Annotated in this window: 14 protein-coding genes; 5 read left to right on the top strand and 9 right to left on the bottom strand. The window is 71.2% G+C overall.

Annotation, left to right across the window (positions count from 1 at the left end; genetic code table 11):
- Positions 1–9: 9 nt before the first annotated feature.
- On the bottom strand, positions 10–1,467 hold the full coding sequence (locus V5F53_RS01400; RefSeq protein WP_393998019.1) for a M48 family metalloprotease: 1,458 nt from the start codon (positions 1,465–1,467) through the stop codon (positions 10–12).
- Between the two features lie 286 nt (positions 1,468–1,753).
- Here V5F53_RS01400 and V5F53_RS01395 point away from each other — a divergent pair, with 286 nt between their 5' ends.
- Both V5F53_RS01395 and aat read left to right on the top strand, forming a co-directional pair.
- Positions 1,754–2,941, top strand: coding sequence for a pyridoxal phosphate-dependent aminotransferase (locus V5F53_RS01395; RefSeq protein WP_393998020.1), 1,188 nt, complete (start codon positions 1,754–1,756; stop codon positions 2,939–2,941).
- Positions 2,942–3,013: 72 nt separating this feature from the next.
- Complete coding sequence (gene aat, locus V5F53_RS01390; protein ID WP_393998021.1) at positions 3,014–3,691, top strand: leucyl/phenylalanyl-tRNA--protein transferase; 678 nt, start codon at positions 3,014–3,016, stop codon at positions 3,689–3,691.
- Here aat and V5F53_RS01385 read toward each other — a convergent pair.
- From V5F53_RS01385 to speB, 4 genes are all read right to left on the bottom strand, one after another.
- Complete coding sequence (locus V5F53_RS01385; protein WP_393998022.1) at positions 3,622–4,263, bottom strand: DUF2155 domain-containing protein; 642 nt, start codon at positions 4,261–4,263, stop codon at positions 3,622–3,624. The genes aat and V5F53_RS01385 overlap by 70 nt on opposite strands.
- A gap of 705 nt (positions 4,264–4,968) precedes the next feature.
- Positions 4,969–5,379 (bottom strand): NADH:ubiquinone oxidoreductase subunit NDUFA12, encoded by a 411-nt coding sequence (locus V5F53_RS01380; RefSeq protein WP_393998023.1) that lies wholly within the window; start codon positions 5,377–5,379, stop codon positions 4,969–4,971.
- A 116-nt stretch (positions 5,380–5,495) separates the two neighbouring features.
- Complete coding sequence (locus V5F53_RS01375; RefSeq protein WP_393998024.1) at positions 5,496–6,602, bottom strand: calcium:cation antiporter; 1,107 nt, start codon at positions 6,600–6,602, stop codon at positions 5,496–5,498.
- Between the two features lie 105 nt (positions 6,603–6,707).
- The gene (gene speB, locus V5F53_RS01370; RefSeq protein WP_393998025.1) at positions 6,708–7,688 is read right to left on the bottom strand and encodes an agmatinase; all 981 of its coding nucleotides are present in this window, start codon (positions 7,686–7,688) and stop codon (positions 6,708–6,710) included.
- Positions 7,689–7,906: 218 nt separating this feature from the next.
- On the opposite strand from speB, the gene V5F53_RS01365 reads away from it, so the two are divergent.
- Complete coding sequence (locus tag V5F53_RS01365) at positions 7,907–9,103, top strand: GGDEF domain-containing protein (protein ID WP_393998026.1); 1,197 nt, start codon at positions 7,907–7,909, stop codon at positions 9,101–9,103.
- Between the two features lie 48 nt (positions 9,104–9,151).
- Here the strand turns inward: V5F53_RS01365 and V5F53_RS01360 are convergent, their stop codons facing one another.
- The 3 genes from V5F53_RS01360 to V5F53_RS01350 all read right to left on the bottom strand — a co-directional run bounded on the left by V5F53_RS01360 (position 9,152) and on the right by V5F53_RS01350 (position 12,175).
- Positions 9,152–11,017, bottom strand: coding sequence for a hypothetical protein (locus V5F53_RS01360; RefSeq protein ID WP_393998027.1), 1,866 nt, complete (start codon positions 11,015–11,017; stop codon positions 9,152–9,154).
- Positions 11,014–11,547, bottom strand: coding sequence for an RNA polymerase sigma factor (locus V5F53_RS01355; protein ID WP_393998028.1), 534 nt, complete (start codon positions 11,545–11,547; stop codon positions 11,014–11,016). Before V5F53_RS01355 ends, V5F53_RS01360 begins: the two co-directional genes overlap by 4 nt.
- 232 nt (positions 11,548–11,779) lie before the next feature.
- Positions 11,780–12,175, bottom strand: a complete 396-nt coding sequence (locus tag V5F53_RS01350) for a flagellar export protein FliJ (protein WP_393998029.1) — start codon at positions 12,173–12,175, stop codon at positions 11,780–11,782.
- A gap of 460 nt (positions 12,176–12,635) precedes the next feature.
- Here V5F53_RS01350 and ctrA point away from each other — a divergent pair, with 460 nt between their 5' ends.
- Positions 12,636–13,337 (top strand): response regulator transcription factor CtrA, encoded by a 702-nt coding sequence (gene ctrA, locus V5F53_RS01345; protein ID WP_393998030.1) that lies wholly within the window; start codon positions 12,636–12,638, stop codon positions 13,335–13,337.
- A 133-nt stretch (positions 13,338–13,470) separates the two neighbouring features.
- Here the strand turns inward: ctrA and chpT are convergent, their stop codons facing one another.
- Positions 13,471–14,163 (bottom strand): histidine phosphotransferase ChpT, encoded by a 693-nt coding sequence (gene chpT / locus V5F53_RS01340; protein WP_393998031.1) that lies wholly within the window; start codon positions 14,161–14,163, stop codon positions 13,471–13,473.
- A gap of 171 nt (positions 14,164–14,334) precedes the next feature.
- Between chpT and cysQ the strand changes: the two genes are divergently transcribed.
- Entirely contained in the window at positions 14,335–15,186 is an 852-nt protein-coding gene (gene cysQ, locus V5F53_RS01335; RefSeq protein WP_393998032.1) for a 3'(2'),5'-bisphosphate nucleotidase CysQ, read from the top strand.
- Positions 15,187–15,235 lie beyond the last annotated feature (49 nt).

Here is a 15,235-nt window from a genome sequence, read left to right as displayed (position 1 = left end):
AGGTCAGTCTTATTGCCCGCCACCTGGGCCGCCCTTTTCGGCGCCCTTGGGCGGCTTGAAATTCACCAGGTCGTCGGCCTTCAGCCAGCCCGGCGAGCCGGCGGGAAAGCGCTGGCGGGCGCGGGCGGCCAGCTCGCGCCCGGTCTTATATTCGCCCGAGGCGAAATAGCCGTTGGCGGCCGCCAAGTCGGCATTGGCAAGATCACCCTTGCGGCCGTAGGCGATGGCGAGCGAACGCCAGGCGCTGGCGGAATCGGGATCGCGCTGGGTGGCCTGGATCAGCTCGCGCACCGCCTCGTCCGGATTGACGTTGGAGCCGGACTGCACCATGGCCTGGCCCATCATGGCGCGAATGAGGGGCGCGCCGTTGGTCAGGGCCACCGCCTTGCGCAGCGGCGCCACCGCCTCGGCCGCCCGCCCGCTTTCCAGCAGCGCCTGTCCCTTCAGCTCGTAGAAATAGGGATTGTTCGGCTGCTTGGCGATGAGGGCGTCGATCTGCGCCACCGCCCCGTTCACATTGCCGAAACGATAGGCGGAAATGGCCCGCGCATATTGCGCCGCCATGGAGCCGTCGGACGCCGGATAAAGCCGCGCCACCGCATCCGGCCGCTCGGTGAAGGCCACCAGCTTGGCCCGCATCAGATCGTGCCGGGCCTGCAGCTCCGCCGGGTCCTTGGTATTGTAATAGGGGCTGGCCTTGGCCAGCTGCTCCAGCGCGGCGATGCGCTCACGCGCCATGGGGTGGCTGAGCAGGTAGGGGTCCACCCGCTGGCTGAGGAACAGCTGGTCGTTCTGGAACCGCTCGAAGGTTTCCACCATGCCCTTGGCCGACTGGCGCGTGGCGTCCAGATATTTCACCGCCGAACGGTCGGCGGCCTGCTCCTCGCCCCTCTGGTAGGACAGCAGCGAGCGGCGAATCATCTCCTGCGGCGCGCTCATGCCGGCGACGGCGGCGCTGCCGAGATTGCTGCCCCCCGCGCCGCTGGCGGCGCCGGCCGCGACCCCCGCGCCGGCCAGCAGCATGGCCACGATGGCCATGGTCTGCGCCCCCGCCAGCTGCTCGCGCATGCGCGCCAGGTGGCCGCCGGCGATATGTCCGGTCTCATGGGCGAGCACGCCGATGATCTGGTTCGGCGTCTTGGACTCCACCAGGGCGCCGGTGTTGACGAAGATGCGCTTCCCGTCGGCCACGAAGGCGTTGAAGGAGCGGTCGTTGATGAGCACCACCTCCACATTCTGCTGGGCCAGGCCCGCCGCCTTCAGGATCGGGCGGGTATAGTCCCGCAGCAGGGCCTCGATCTCGGTGTCGCGGATGGTGGAAACCCGCCCCTGGCCGCCCTGCTGGGCCTGCGCCCCATGCAGCGGCAGCGCCGCCACGGCGACGGCCGCGAGCAGCCGCCCGCAGCGCCGCGCCACCCGGCGCAGCCGGCCGGAAGATGATGATGCGTCCGAAGATGACACGTCCATGCGCCCCGACGTTCGTTCCCGCCTCGTCTCACTGCCCCGCCCCCGCCGGCGATGGGCGGCTCCGGCGGCGCCCCAACGCCCCGGCCCGCGCGCGCCCGTCGCGCACGTCCCTTGGCGGACCGTCCGGCACGCGGTAGGAAGCGGGCGGACAGTGAAGCCCCGCGCGGACCCAAGTCAACGGGACCGCATTCACATTGGGGCGACATGAGCCCAAGGACCGCGAGAATACGGCGGCAGCGCGGCAGGCGCTCCGGCCGGGCGCCGTCCGAGCCGAAGGATGTGCCCCATGACCCGCCCCCTTTCCGGCCCGCGCGCCAACCTCCAGCCCTCGCGTCGCAGCGCCGTCGCCCCGTTCATCGTCATGGACGTGATGGAGCATGCCGCGCGCATTGAGGCCGCCGGCGGCACGGTGATGCACCTGGAGGTGGGCCAGCCCGCCGCCCCCGCCCCGCTGGTGGCGCGGCAGGCCGCCACCGCCGCGCTCGCCGCCGGCCAGGTGGGCTACACCGCCGCGCTCGGCATTCCGGCGCTGCGGGCGCGCATCGCCCGCCATTATCAGGAGATCCACGGCATCGCCATCGATCCGGAGCGGGTGGTGGTGACCCACGGCTCGTCCGGCGGTTTCGTCCTCGCCTTCCTCGCCCTGTTCGAGGCCGGCGACCGGGTCGCCATCGCCGCCCCCGGCTACCCGCCCTATCGCCATGTGCTGTCGGCGCTCGGCTGCGAGCCGGTGCTGATCGAGACCCGCGCCGAGGATCGCCACGCCCTCACCCCCGAGCGGCTGCTGGAAGCGCACCGGCAGGCCCCGCTCAAGGGCGTGCTGGTGGCGAGCCCCGCCAACCCCACCGGCACCATGATGGACCGCGCGGCGTTGAGCGCGCTCCATGCCTGCGCCCGCGACCTGGGCCTCGCCTTCATCTCCGACGAGATCTACCACGGCCTGGACTATGCCTTCCCGGCGGTGAGCGCGGCGGAGATCGCCGACGATGTGACCGTCATCAATTCCTTCTCCAAATATTTCTGCATGACCGGGTGGCGGATCGGCTGGATGGTGGTGCCGCCCGGCCTGTCGCGCACCATGGAGCGGCTGCAGCAGAACCTGTCCATCTCGGTGCCGACCCTGTCACAGATCGCCGCCGCCGCCGCCTTCGACGGGCGGGCGGAAATGGACCGGGTGAAAGCCGGCTACGTGGAAAACCGGCGCATCCTCACCGAGGGACTGCCCCGGGTGGGCCTCAGCCATTTCCTTCCCGCCGACGGCGCCTTCTACCTTTATGCGGACGTCTCCGCCTTCACCGGGGATTCCGCCGCCTTCGCCACCCGCATGCTGGACGCGGTGCACGTGGCCACCACGCCGGGGGTGGATTTCGATCCGTTCCGCGGCAAGCAGTTCCTGCGCCTGTCCTATGCGGGCTCGGCGGCCGACATGGCCGAGGCGGTCACCCGCATCGGCGCCTTCCTGCGGCGGGAATGAGCAACGACGCACGGCCGCCAACGGCGAGCGCGCGTCACACACCCGCTCGATTTTCTGCTACTGTCGCTCGCCATGAGCCGGATGAACGACCAGATCGTCGAAATCACGCCCGACGTGCTGCTCAAGGCCTACGCCTGCGGCATCTTCCCCATGGCCGAGAGCGCCGACGATCCGGGGCTCTACTGGATCGAGCCCGAGCGGCGCGGCATCATCCCGCTCGATGATTTCCGCATCTCCTCGCGGCTCGCCCGCACGGTGCGGTCGGATCGGTTCGAGGTGCGGGTGGACACCGACTTCGAAGGCGTCATCGACGGCTGCTCCGAGCCCCAGGACGGCCGCGAGAAGACCTGGATCAACACCCGCATCCGCCGCCTCTATGGCGAATTGTTCGCCCGCGGGCGCTGCCACACGGTGGAGGCCTGGCGCGACGGCGCCCTGGTGGGCGGCCTCTACGGCGTGCGGCTGGGCGCCGCCTTCTTCGGCGAAAGCATGTTCCACCGCGAGCGCGACGCCTCCAAGGTGGCGCTGGTGCATCTGGTGGGGCGGCTGATCGCCGGCGGCTTCCGGCTGCTCGACACCCAGTTCGTCACCAGCCACCTGAAGACCTTCGGCGCGGTCGAGGTCTCCCGGCGCCACTACCACCGCCTGCTCGATCACGCGCTGGCGGCGGAAGGCGATTTCTACTGCTGGCCGGCCGGCGCGGCGGTGACCGGCGCCGGGGCTTTGCAGCCGATCAGCCACACGTCGTAGATCGGGTGCTCCACCCCGTGCAGGCCCGGGCTCGCGGCGAACATCCAGCCGGTGAAGATGCGCTTGGCCTCGCCCTTCAGGGTCATCTCGTTCACTTCGGTGAACGAGGTGGTGTTCTGCGTCTCGTTGGCGGGTCGGGTGTAGCACACGCGCGGCGTCACCTGCAGCGCGCCGAACTGGGCGGTCTCGCCGATGGCCACGTCGAATGAGGTGATGCGGCCGGTGATCTTGTCGAGCCCCGCATAGACCGCCAGGTGGTTCGGAATCTTCACCGAAGGCGGCTGCACCACCACACCGTCTCCGTCCACGTCCACCGGCGCGCCGGCGGCCGGAGTGGCGGGCGCGGGCTGGTAAGGCGCGGGCTGGTAGGGGGTCGGCTGATAGGGCGCCGGAGCTGGCGGCGCCGGACGGCGCGGCTCGGGCGCCGTGGGCGCGCCGAAGCCGGAGGGCGGCGGCACCGCCGATTGCTCGATGCCCGAGCGCTGGGACTGCGCCACGGCGGGCGAGAGACATGCCGCCTGCGCAACCGCCACCAGGGCGACCGCCGCGAGGCCGTGGGACATCCGCATCATGCTTCAGGCGCACCGGTCTAGAAACTGGAATGGACGCGTCTTCATCACCCGGGCCGAACCGCTTCGCGCGAAAACGCCGGAGGGTGACACGAGCGTGCCGGTCGGCGCACCCGAACCGCTGAATCTTCAGACGCCGCCGATTAGCACCGACAATGCGGCTTGAACAGGGCGTAATGCCCGCCGCACCGACCCGGAGCCCGACGGCGCGACCGCCTCCCCGCCCGAATCGCCACCGCAACCTGGTGCTCGGCGGACGCCCCCGCCCTTGGCGCTTCAGCGCTTTCCCGTTTCACGGAATCGGGAACGCCCTCCAGCGCCTTGAGCTCACGCATTTTGCTCCCGCGAACCGGGGCCTGTTTCGCTGGAAAACGCGCGGGAATGAAGCACGCTCTTGAGGCGGGATCGGCGCATGGCGCCCCATCCTGTCCAGTTGCGGACTCGACGCCAGGGCGATGCTTCGACGCGGGCAACTTTAGGTTGCCCTGAATATCCCGGCCCTGCCCGTAGCCGGTTCCCCGCTGTGGCGGCCCAATACCCGCACAAAACGACGCCAACGCCATCGGACACTGGCCATCCCAGCCCGCGCGCCGGTGGAGATTCGCGCCGTTCTGCGGCAGGCCCGGTGTCGGCGACACCCGGCCAGGACTCTATGGAGCGACGCGCGTCAAGGACAGGATGAACGCGCCGAAACGCCAGCCCCGTGCCTCACTCGCCGGGGGCCCAGGCCTTGTAGTCGCCGGTGACGCGCGGACGATGGCCGCCGGCCAGCACCGAGCCCGGAGGGTGGTAAGCCGCCGCCGTGCCGGTGGGATTCGCCCGATGGGGCTTCTGCCACTCGCGCGGGGTGTAGGCCTCGTCCACCGGCGGGGTATCGACCCGGTGATGGATCCAGCCCCACCAGCCGGGGGGAATCGCCGAGGCTTCCGCATAGCCGGGATAGACCACCCAGCGGCGCTGGAAGCCGAGGGTGGGGTCGATGGCACCGCCCTTGGTGCGATAATAGCGGTTGCCGAACTCGTCGGAACCCACGAACTCGCCGTAGCGCTTGGTCCACAGCCAAGTTCCGGGGGTCTGCTTGTTCCACCAGGTGAAGATATAAAGCAGCAGGTTCTTCACGGCCGACGCCTCGTTCCAAAATCGGGCGGACCATGCCATCTGCCCTCGGCTCTGTCCACCGTCCAGAGCCGCCCGACGGCGCTTCGCCCCGCCCGGCGGGATGGCGCGGGACCGGCTCAGGGGACGAAGGTCAGCATCACGTACATGCCGAACAGGATGAGGTGCACCACGCCGTTCAGGGCATTGGTGCGGCCAGTGCCGAACGAGAGGATCGACAGCACGAAGGTGAGCACCATCATGGTGCGATCCTCCGGGTCCAGCCCCAGCACCATGGGCAGGCCGAGCATCATGGAGATGGCGGCCATGGCCGGGATGGTGAGGGCGATGGAGGCCAGCGCCGAGCCGAGCGCGATGTTGAGGCTGTGCTGGAGGTGGTTGCGGCTGGCCGCGCGCACCGCGCTGATGCCCTCCGGCAGCAGCAGCAGAGTCGCCACCAGCGCGCCGGTCACCGCGTCGGGATCGGCCAGCGGGAACAACGACAGGAAATCCTCGAAGCTGGCCGCCACCTGCCCCGACAGGCTCACCACGCCGGCGAGGCTGAGCGCCAGCATGGCCAGCGCCCGCAGGAAATCCCCGGTGGAGGGCCGGGTGGCGCCGTGTTCCGGCTCCTGGGCGGCGAAGTGCTCCGTATGCCGCACCGTCTGCATGTAGAGGAAAGCGGCGTAGAGGCCGACCGCGATGAAGGCCATGAACCCGAGCTGGAACGGCGTGAACTGGCCGGTCGCGCCATCCCGCGTCTCGCTCGGCAGGATCAGCAGCATCACGCCGAGGGCGATCAGCACCGACAGGAAGCCGCTGACGCCCTGCTGCTGAATGGTCTGCTCGCGGTGCTTCAGGCTGCCCAGCAGCAGGCACAGGCCGACGATGCCGGTGTTCACGATCATGATGACCGAGAACACCGATTCGCGGACCAGCGTCGGGTTGCCGGCGTCGTGCAGCATCATCGAGGCGAGCACCGACACCTCGATCAGCGTCACCGACAGCGTCAGCACCAGCGTGCCGTACGGCTGGCCGAGCCGGGCCGACACCACGTCGGCATGTGCCACAGCCGAGAAGGCGGAACCGCACAGGAACAGGACCGCCAGCGTTCCGCCGATGGCCTCCGCAAGGCCATCGGACGCACCGTCCGGCGCGATCGCGGGGCACGCCGCGAACACGGCGGCCAGGGCGACCGCCAGGACCGGGAACACATAGGCGTAGGCGCCGAACCGCGTCTTCCTCACACCGCCGACCTCACTTCGCCCGCCTTGCCGTCCCGGACCGGCGACGCTCTCCCACAGGATCACGACAACGGCAAGGCGGCGCCGCGCCTGCGCCCTGCGCCGCGATCAGGGCGCGACCGGATGCCCCGCGGTCTTCCGCTGCGCCAGCAGGCACAGATAAAGCGAGGCCAAAGTGGCCCCGGCGAGCGCGGTGATCTCCGCGTGGTCGTAGGGCGGCGACACCTCCACCACGTCGAAGCCCTTGAAGTCGAGCCCGCCCAGCCGCTTCAGGCAGGCGATCACCTCGCGCGGGGTGAGCCCGCCGCACACCGGCGTGCCGGTGCCGGGCGCGAACGCCGGATCGATGGCATCGATGTCGAACGACAGGTAGACCGGCGCGTCCCCCACCCGCTCCGTGATGCGCGCCGCCAAAGCAGCCGGGCCGAGCTCGCCGGCGGTGAGCGCGTCGACGATCTCGATGCCGTAGGTATTGGGCGCATGGGTGCGGATGCCGACCTGGATCGAACGATCCACGCGGATCAACCCGTCCTTGACGGCACGGGTGATCATGGTGCCGTGATCGACCCGGTCGCCGGCATCATCCCAGGTATCCTGGTGAGCATCGAACTGGATCAGCGCCACCGGCGCGCCGCGACGTTCCACCAGCGCCTTCAGCACCGGATAGGTCAGGAAGTGGTCGCCGCCCACGGTGACGAGGTGGCTGCCGCGCGCATAATGAGCCGCCGCCTGGGCCCGGATGGCCTCGGGGATGCCGGCGGGTACGCCATAGTCGAACACGCAGTCGCCGGCGTCCGCCACATCCAGGGTCTCGAACGGGTCGATGCCGAACGGGTAGAACGGGTCGCCGTCCAGGATGCTCGAGGCGGCGCGGATCGCGCGCGGGCCGAACCGGGTGCCGGGGCGGTTGGACACGGCCACATCCAGCGGCACGCCCCACACCACCACTTCGGCGCCGCCGCCGTCGCGGGCATAGCGCCGGCGCAGGAAGGACGTGACGCCGGAATAATTCGGCTCAGTGGACTGGCCATGCCGGAAGGACGGGTCCAGGGCCCGATCCACGGGACGCGGCAACGCGGGATTCATCATGCAGCACCTCTCGGCTCGACGGGCCGGCCGGCGCATGATAATCAGCGCGCCTGATCATTCCAGCTCTTCCGGCTCCGGTCCCGATGGCGGCTTTCATGGCCGGTCGTCGTCCACCTGCGCCACTTGGTCCGCCATTTGCCCCTCGCATTGTCGTCGCCGGGGTGTACGATGCTCGACCTTCGCCGCCGTCTCGGTTTTCCCGCCACAGGACGACGCGCATGATGCTTCATGTTCCGACCCTGATGCTGACGTCGGCCATGATCAGCGGCCTCGTGGCGCTGTTGCAGGTGTTCGCGAGCCGCCGTCTCCAGAATCCCTCGCTCAGATATTGGGCCGCGGCGAACATCGCCGTGGCCGTCGGCGGGCTCCTCCTGGGGCTGCGCGGCGACATTCCGATGGCCTTGAGCGTCGTCGCCGGCAACGGCCTGATCTTCGCCGCCCTCGGCCTGATGCTGGCCGGCGTGCGGGTGTTCGATGGCAAGACGGCCATGGTCGGCACGGTGGTCCTCGTCACCCTCGCGGGGGCCGGGCTGCTGGCCGGGTCGCTCTTCCTCGGCGACGACCTGGGCCAGCGGATCATCATCGCCTCGATCATCAACGCCGGCTGGTGCCTGGCGGCGGTGGGCACGCTGTGGCCGCGGCCGCAGCGGGACGGCTGGTCGTTCGCCCGTGGCGCCTGTGCCGTGCTGCTGCTTGTGCTCGGCATCTCCTATCTCGCGCGGACCGCCGCGCTCGGCGCCGGCTGGATGACCGCGGATGCCGCGCTCACGGGCGCGTCCCAGGCGGTGCTCGTGACCGCGGGACTGGCATTGGCCACGAGCTGGAACTTCTGCTCGCTCTATATGGTGCTCGACCGCCTCGTCTCCACCGACGACCTGACCGGCCTGCTCAACCGGCGCACCACGCTGGCGCGCGGCCGGCTGCTGCTGGACGACGCCCGCGCCCGGCGGCGGGCCGTGTCGGTGCTGATGGTGGACCTCGACCATTTCAAGTCCATCAACGACCGCTTCGGCCATCATGTGGGCGACGCCGTGCTGCAGCGCTTCGCGGAGGCCGCCGCCCGCGAGCTGCGCTCGGGGGACGTGATCGGCCGTCTCGGCGGCGAGGAATTCTGCGCCATCCTGCCGGGGGCGGACGCGGATGCCGGCCGCGAGGTCGGCGAGCGCCTGCGCCGCATCGCCGAACGCGAGTTGCGCACCGTCGTCGATCTGCCCATCCACGCCACCGTCACGGTGGGCGTCGCCACCCTCGATCCGCCGGCCAGCGCCCCGGCGGCCCTGGCCAGCCTGATGCAGGCGGCGGACCTCGCCCTCTACGAGGCCAAGGCCGATGGCCGCAACCGGGTCGGGGTGGCCGGCCGCGGCCGGCCGTCGCCGCCCTCCGGCACGCCGCGCGGCCTTAGGGCCCCCGCCTGAGCCCGCCCGGCGACAGGCCGGCCGGGTGTGGGCCGCACCGCCCCGGCCTCAGCCGCCGATGCGGCTGCTGTAGATCTCATCGCCCACGCCGTCGGGATCCTCCACGGCCCCCACGGTCAGCGACAGGCGCGCCGTGCCAGGGGCGCCGGCGAGCATCAGCGGACCGACGTCGGCCACCGTGAACAGGCTGCTGGTGAAGCTGCCGAGCAAATGGGCTTGTCCGGCCTCGGTCTTGAACCACAGGCGATAGATGCGGCCGGGCGGGGCCGGCGGCGCCGTCACCCGCAGATCCAGCAGGCCGCTGCGCACATCGAGCTTGAGCCGGACATCCGGCGGCGGGCTGGCCATATAGACCGGCACCAGCGGCACCGTGCGCGGCTGCCGCACCGGGCCGCCCACCGAAACCGCAAGCATGTCGGCGCCCACCGCCCCGCCCAGCACTCCGGCCAGGGCCGCCGCCCCCCACAGCAGGCGGGCCCGCAGGGACAGGGACTCGGCCGGGTGAAAGGTCCGGATGACGGGGGCCGGCGCCGGCGCGCCGGGGGCCGCCGGCCGGGACGGCGCGGTGTTCGGCGCGGGCGCGGCCGGCTTCACCGGGGCGCGCCCGCCGCCCGATGGCGTGGCCGACAGCGGCCGAGACGGCTCAGCCGGCTTCACCGGGCGGGTCGCCGCCGCGCGCGCCGTCTTGCCCGGCCCCGCGGCTTCGGCCGGCGGTGGCGCCACGGTGTCCGGCGTGGTGGAGGCCGCGCGCGCCACCAGGCGGCCCAGCAGCAGGGCGGGATGGGCGATACGGCGCCGCTCCAGCGACAGGGACAGTTCCACACGCCCTGTCGCGGTCGGCGGCGGCGCTTCTGAGCCCCCGGCGTCCGCATCCGCGCGCGGCGGCGTCTCCACCGCCGGCGGCACGCCGCCAGGGACGACGGGGGGCGCGATCTCCAGCCCCGCGTCCACCGGCGCGTCGGCCGGCGCGGCTTCCGCGTTCGCGTCCCGGCCCGTGTCGCGCACCTGATGGGCGCTCACCCGCCGAACGCGCTCCCGGGCGCCCGATGGGCGCGACGTCTCCTTCGGCCGATCCGCCGCCCCGGCGGGCGGCGCCTCGGCCGCCTCCATGGCCGGCGGCGCTGGCGCGACGCTGGTGGAATCGGCCCGCCGGCGGCGGATCTTGCTGCGCTCCCCCCGCGCCACACCGGCGCGCGGTGGCGTGCTCGCATCGAGGGGGCTGTCGGACGGCGCCGGAAGCGCCGCCACGGGAGCCGCCGCCGCGGCCTGCGAGGGGACTTCGGGCCGGCGCGGCGGCGGCTCCGCCCGGGACAGTTCTTCCTCCAGCCGCCGCCGCGCGTGGGCGATGTCCCGTGCCCGCGCAGGGGGCGGCTCGGCGCCGGCGCGGGCCGGCGCGGCCGCCGAGAGCGAAGCCGCCGCCTCCGGCGCCGGCACGCGGCGCGGCTTGGCGGCACGCGGAGGCGCGGCAGGCGGGCTCTTGGCCGCCGCCCGCCGCGCCCGCAGGCCACGCATCAACCCCTTCATGGCCTGGAACGGAGCGCGGAGGGCGCCAGCGACGCGACCACCCGCCGTCCCGCCGGCGGCGGAGCTCGCGCCATCCGCCGGCGAGGCCTTCGCGCGGTCCTTGTTCCCCTTGCCGGCCGCCGTCCGCGTGCGTCCGCCGCGCTTGCCCGCGGCGGCAGGTTCGGCTCCAAGGCGGAGGCTGTCGAGATCCTCGGCGATGCTCCGCCACAGCCCCGGCGCCGGATCGATGGGCGTCACCAGCTCGTACAGGGGCACCAGCGCGCGTTCCCAGGTGCGCACCCGCGCCGCGAAGGCGGCATCGACGGCGATGCGGGTGCGCACCTGCGCGCGCTCCGCCGCGTCGAGCGTACCGATCACGAATTCGGCGGCGATGAGGTCGTCGCCGGTCATCCCCGCACTCCAAGCTCGGTGGCGAGCTGCTGGATGCTGCGGGCGAGCCACGCCCGCACCCCGGCGGGGGGAACATCGAAATAGACGCCCAGCGCATCGCGGGTCCAGCCGTCGTAATAGGCCAGCAGCACCATCCGCCGCCGCTCCTCCGACAGGCTGCCGAGACCGGCGAGCAGGCGCAGCAGCGCCTTGCTGCGGGCCGGGGGTGCGAGCGGGTCCTTGGCCGGGTTGGCCACGCGAAACGGCTCATAGGCGTCGGCCCCGCCATGCTCGCGCATCACGTCGAGCCCGGCGCCACGCGCGATGATGACCATCGCCGCCAGGGGATCGTGATCCGCAGCCACGGCCGCGGCATGAGAGAAGATGTGCCGATAGGTCCGCCGCATGGTCTCGGCCGCCAGTTCCGGACGCCGCACCAGGCGGAGGATGAGGCCATAGATCTTCGGCGCGGACAGCGCATAGACGCGCTCGCGCGCGGCGGCATCGCCGGGCCGCGCCAGCAATTCACGCAGCTCTCGCTGGGGTGTCACGGCGGGTCCACCTCCCTCGCCGCCGGGCCGCGCTCGGGCGCATCGGGGCTGCATTGGCGCCAGGCCATTCTCGCGTTTCTCCGAGCGGCGAAAAGCGTCCGCCCCCTCGGAGCCGCCGTCCCTTCACGGCCACGGGCATTCCCGCCACCGTCAGGCGCCCCCATTGAAGCGCATGCGCGCGGCGCAAGACACTGGGAAAATAGCAATCCGGCGCGAAAGTTCCGACCCGCCCTCACGGGCGCGAGGAATCCGCGTGGCGCCACGCGGCGCGCCGGCTGCCCAGCTCGGGCTTGGCCGTACGGTCGAGCTCGCCGGCCGCTTCCGCCAGGGTCAGCTCGGCCTCGGCCTCGCTCAAGGCGGCGCTCGCCGCCTCCCGCTGGCCGGCGAGGTCCTCCACCGACCGGCGCAGGTTGTCACGGCGGCCGCGGGCGGCATGGGCCAGCGGGGGATAAGCGAAATGGGCGGGATCGCTGATGCCGGAGCGCTCCTCCTCGCCAGCGATGTCGCGGTCGAGCTCCACCGCCATGCGCTCGAAATCGGCGATCATGGCATCGATCTGGGCAAGGCGCCGGCGGGCATCGTCGATCTGAAACTTCTTGGCGCGGATCAAGGGCTCTCGCGACTTCATCGCCATCAACTCCGGTACGCAACGAGGCAATGCGGGCCGAGCACCCTCGGGCCCCCTCAACACGCCTCACCATGGCGGCTCACGGTTGCCCGTTTCTTACCGGCGCCGAACGACGTTGCGGAAAATCGCACCGGATGGCCCCACGGCAACCAATCGTTTACCGCCTTCGTTAATCATGGCTCCACGGTTCGAGCGAAGCGCATCACGTGCCCGCTCTAACGCCGGCTGGGGGGATGACCGGGGACGGGTGAAACGAGGGCTCGGCAGTGGGCGAAAACAGTTAAGTGCCTGACGGGGATTCGCTCTTCGAAACCGTGCACAATTGTTTTTTAACAAGGCCTTGTCCGCGCGAATCGGGGTCTGCTATCGATTCCGCACACGTCACGCGAATCACCCCGTCGGCCGAGCAACGGAAGTCGGCATCGCCGTCTCCCGGTAAGTTGCGAGGAAAGGGATTGCCATGCGCGTCTTGCTCATCGAAGACGACAGTGCGACGGCCAAGGGCATCGAACTGATGCTCAAAACCGAAAACTTCAACGTCTACACGACCAACTTCGGTGAGGAGGGTGTCGATCTCGGCAAGGTTTACGAGTATGATATCATTCTGCTCGACCTGAACCTGCCGGACATGTCCGGGTTTGAGGTGCTGCGCGCGCTGCGCGTCGCCAAGGTCAAGACCCCGATCCTCATCCTCTCGGGCCTCGCCAACACGGAAGACAAGGTCAAGGGCTTCGGCTTCGGCGCCGACGACTACCTGACCAAGCCCTTCCACAAGGACGAGATGGTCGCCCGCATCCATGCCATCGTCCGCCGCTCCAAGGGCCATGCCCAGTCGGTGATCCAGACCGGCGACCTCATCGTCAACCTCGACACCAAGACGGTCGAGGTCGAAGGGGGCCGCGTGCACCTCACCGGCAAGGAATACCAGATGCTGGAGCTGCTCTCGCTCCGCAAGGGCACCACGCTCACCAAGGAGATGTTCCTGAACCATCTCTACGGCGGCATGGACGAGCCCGAATTGAAGATCATCGACGTCTTCATCTGCAAGCTGCGCAAGAAGCTGGCCAATGCGTCCGCCGGCAAGAACTATATCGAGACGGTCTGGGGCCGCGGCTACGTGCTGCGCGAGCCGGCGCCGGGCGCCGAGCGCATGGCAGTGTGAAGGGCGGCGCGAGCCGCCTTCTCCATTCAAGGATTTCCGCGCGTCGCCCTGCCCCACCTCCGGTGGGGCATTTTATTTTGGCCCGGGGCGCGGCCGTTGCCCCGCGCGCCGCGAGATGCGGAAAGGCCGAGCCTCAGGCCGCCTGCGCCGTCAGGGTCACGAGTTCGCCGTCCTGGTCGAAGCTTGTGACGAAACCGCAGGCGCGGGCCAGAAGGCCGGCATAGTACGGCTGAATCACATGGGCATCGAGGCCGCCCGAGGGCGCCTCCCCGGCCAGCAGCGCCTCGACCCCCTTGGGGATGCGCGCGCTGACACCGCGCGCCGCCAGGGTGAAGCCCATGGCCTCGCCGCCGCCCAGGGGCGCCACCCGGATCACGCCACCGCGCGGCACGGTGGTGACGGCGAGCAGCATCAGGTTGAGTAACAACTTCACCTTGTTCTTGGCCTGAAACTCGCGCGGCAGCAGCCATTCGATTCTGGTGCGGTCGTCCTCGATCATGCCGCGCACCACCTGCTCCGCGTCGCCGAGATCAAGCTGCGCGCCCGCCGAGCCGGCGGCGCCGAAGGCGAGCCGCGTGAACTGGAGCCGGGCGGACGCCTGCCGCGCGCTCTTGGCGATGAGATCGAGGGCGACCTCGCGCATGTCGGCGGCGCCCTCGTCCTCCAGCACCTCGATGCCGTTCACGATGGCGCCCACCGGGCTGATCACGTCGTGGCACACCCGCGAGCACAGCAGCGCGGCGAGATCCAGGGCGGAAACGGCGATGGGCGTGTCGAGCGGCTGCGCGTCGGACAGGTTCGCATCGGACGGCTTCGCATTGGACATGGGGGCGGGGCTTCCGGGCGTGCTGCGATTCCGCCGCCGAAACCGCCTGCGACGGCAGGCCCTTGGCGGCGGAGGTAATCGCAAGGGTAAGGGTCGGCTCTGATACACCCGACCGGGGCCGGCTCACAAGCCGCCGTCGACACACGGTCCGCGCCCCGCTATGCACCGCCGATGACCACACCTGTTTCCGCTCCGTTGCCGCGCCCCTCCTCGCCCGCCGATGCCCCCCTCCTCGCCGGACTGGCCGAAGCGGCGCTCGCCGCCGGCGTCGCCATCCGCCGCATCGAGAGGGAGGGCATCCAGGCCCACCAGAAAAGCGACCTCAGCCCGGTGACCGCGGCCGACGGCGCGGCCGAGGCGATCATCTGCGCGGCCCTCGAACGGCTCGCCCCCGGCGTGCCGGTGGTGGCGGAAGAGGCCACCTCGGCCGGCGCCAGCGTCGCCTGCGGCCCGCGCTTCTTCCTGGTGGACCCGCTCGACGGCACGCGCGAATTCATTTCCGGCAATGGCGAGTACACCGTCAACATCGCCCTGGTGGAGAACGGCGCGCCGGTGCTGGGCGTCGTCTACGCACCGGCGCGGGAGATTCTCTACGCCGGTCGGCCCGGGGGCGCTTTCCGCGCCGCGCGCGCGCCCGGCGCGGCGGTGGATGCCGACGGGTGGACGTCCATCACCTGCCGCCCGCTGCCGGACGGCCCCCTGGCGGTGGCCGCCAGCCGGTCGCATGGCGACCCTGCCACCGACGCCCTGGTGGCTCGCTACCGGGTGGCCGAATACACCCCCGCCGGCTCGGCGCTGAAGTTCGGCCTGCTGGCGGAAGGGCGGGTGGATTTCTATCCGCGCCTCGGTACGGTGATGGAGTGGGACACCGCCGCCGGGCACGCGCTGGTGGCGGCCGCCGGCGGGCGGCTCACCCGGCCGGACGGCAGCCCACTGACCTACGGGCATGCCGACCAGGGCTTCAAGGTGCGGGGCTTCCTCGCCTGGGGCGCCGGCACGCCGCCCACGCCCGCCGGCGCGTGAGCCGGCGACGGCCCCGCGGGCGCCGCCGCCTTCCGGCCGTCACAGTGCT

Origin of the sequence: Xanthobacter cornucopiae, from assembly GCF_043195065.2 — a bacterium.
Classification (GTDB): domain Bacteria; phylum Pseudomonadota; class Alphaproteobacteria; order Rhizobiales; family Xanthobacteraceae; genus Xanthobacter.
Note: the sequence above shows the minus strand (reverse complement) of the source record. Positions and strands in the feature narration are given on the sequence as shown.

Coding starts and splice junctions, on each gene's coding strand:
- V5F53_RS01400 (WP_393998019.1), bottom strand. CDS start 1,467: ATGGACGTGTCATCTTCGGACGCATCATCATCTTCCGGCCGGCTGCGC.
- V5F53_RS01395 (WP_393998020.1), top strand. CDS start 1,754: ATGACCCGCCCCCTTTCCGGCCCGCGCGCCAACCTCCAGCCCTCGCGT.
- aat (WP_393998021.1), top strand. CDS start 3,014: ATGAGCCGGATGAACGACCAGATCGTCGAAATCACGCCCGACGTGCTG.
- V5F53_RS01385 (WP_393998022.1), bottom strand. CDS start 4,263: ATGATGCGGATGTCCCACGGCCTCGCGGCGGTCGCCCTGGTGGCGGTT.
- speB (WP_393998025.1), bottom strand. CDS start 7,688: ATGATGAATCCCGCGTTGCCGCGTCCCGTGGATCGGGCCCTGGACCCG.
- V5F53_RS01365 (WP_393998026.1), top strand. CDS start 7,907: ATGATGCTTCATGTTCCGACCCTGATGCTGACGTCGGCCATGATCAGC.
- V5F53_RS01360 (WP_393998027.1), bottom strand. CDS start 11,017: ATGACCGGCGACGACCTCATCGCCGCCGAATTCGTGATCGGTACGCTC.
- V5F53_RS01350 (WP_393998029.1), bottom strand. CDS start 12,175: ATGAAGTCGCGAGAGCCCTTGATCCGCGCCAAGAAGTTTCAGATCGAC.
- ctrA (WP_393998030.1), top strand. CDS start 12,636: ATGCGCGTCTTGCTCATCGAAGACGACAGTGCGACGGCCAAGGGCATC.
- chpT (WP_393998031.1), bottom strand. CDS start 14,163: ATGTCCAATGCGAAGCCGTCCGATGCGAACCTGTCCGACGCGCAGCCG.
- cysQ (WP_393998032.1), top strand. CDS start 14,335: ATGACCACACCTGTTTCCGCTCCGTTGCCGCGCCCCTCCTCGCCCGCC.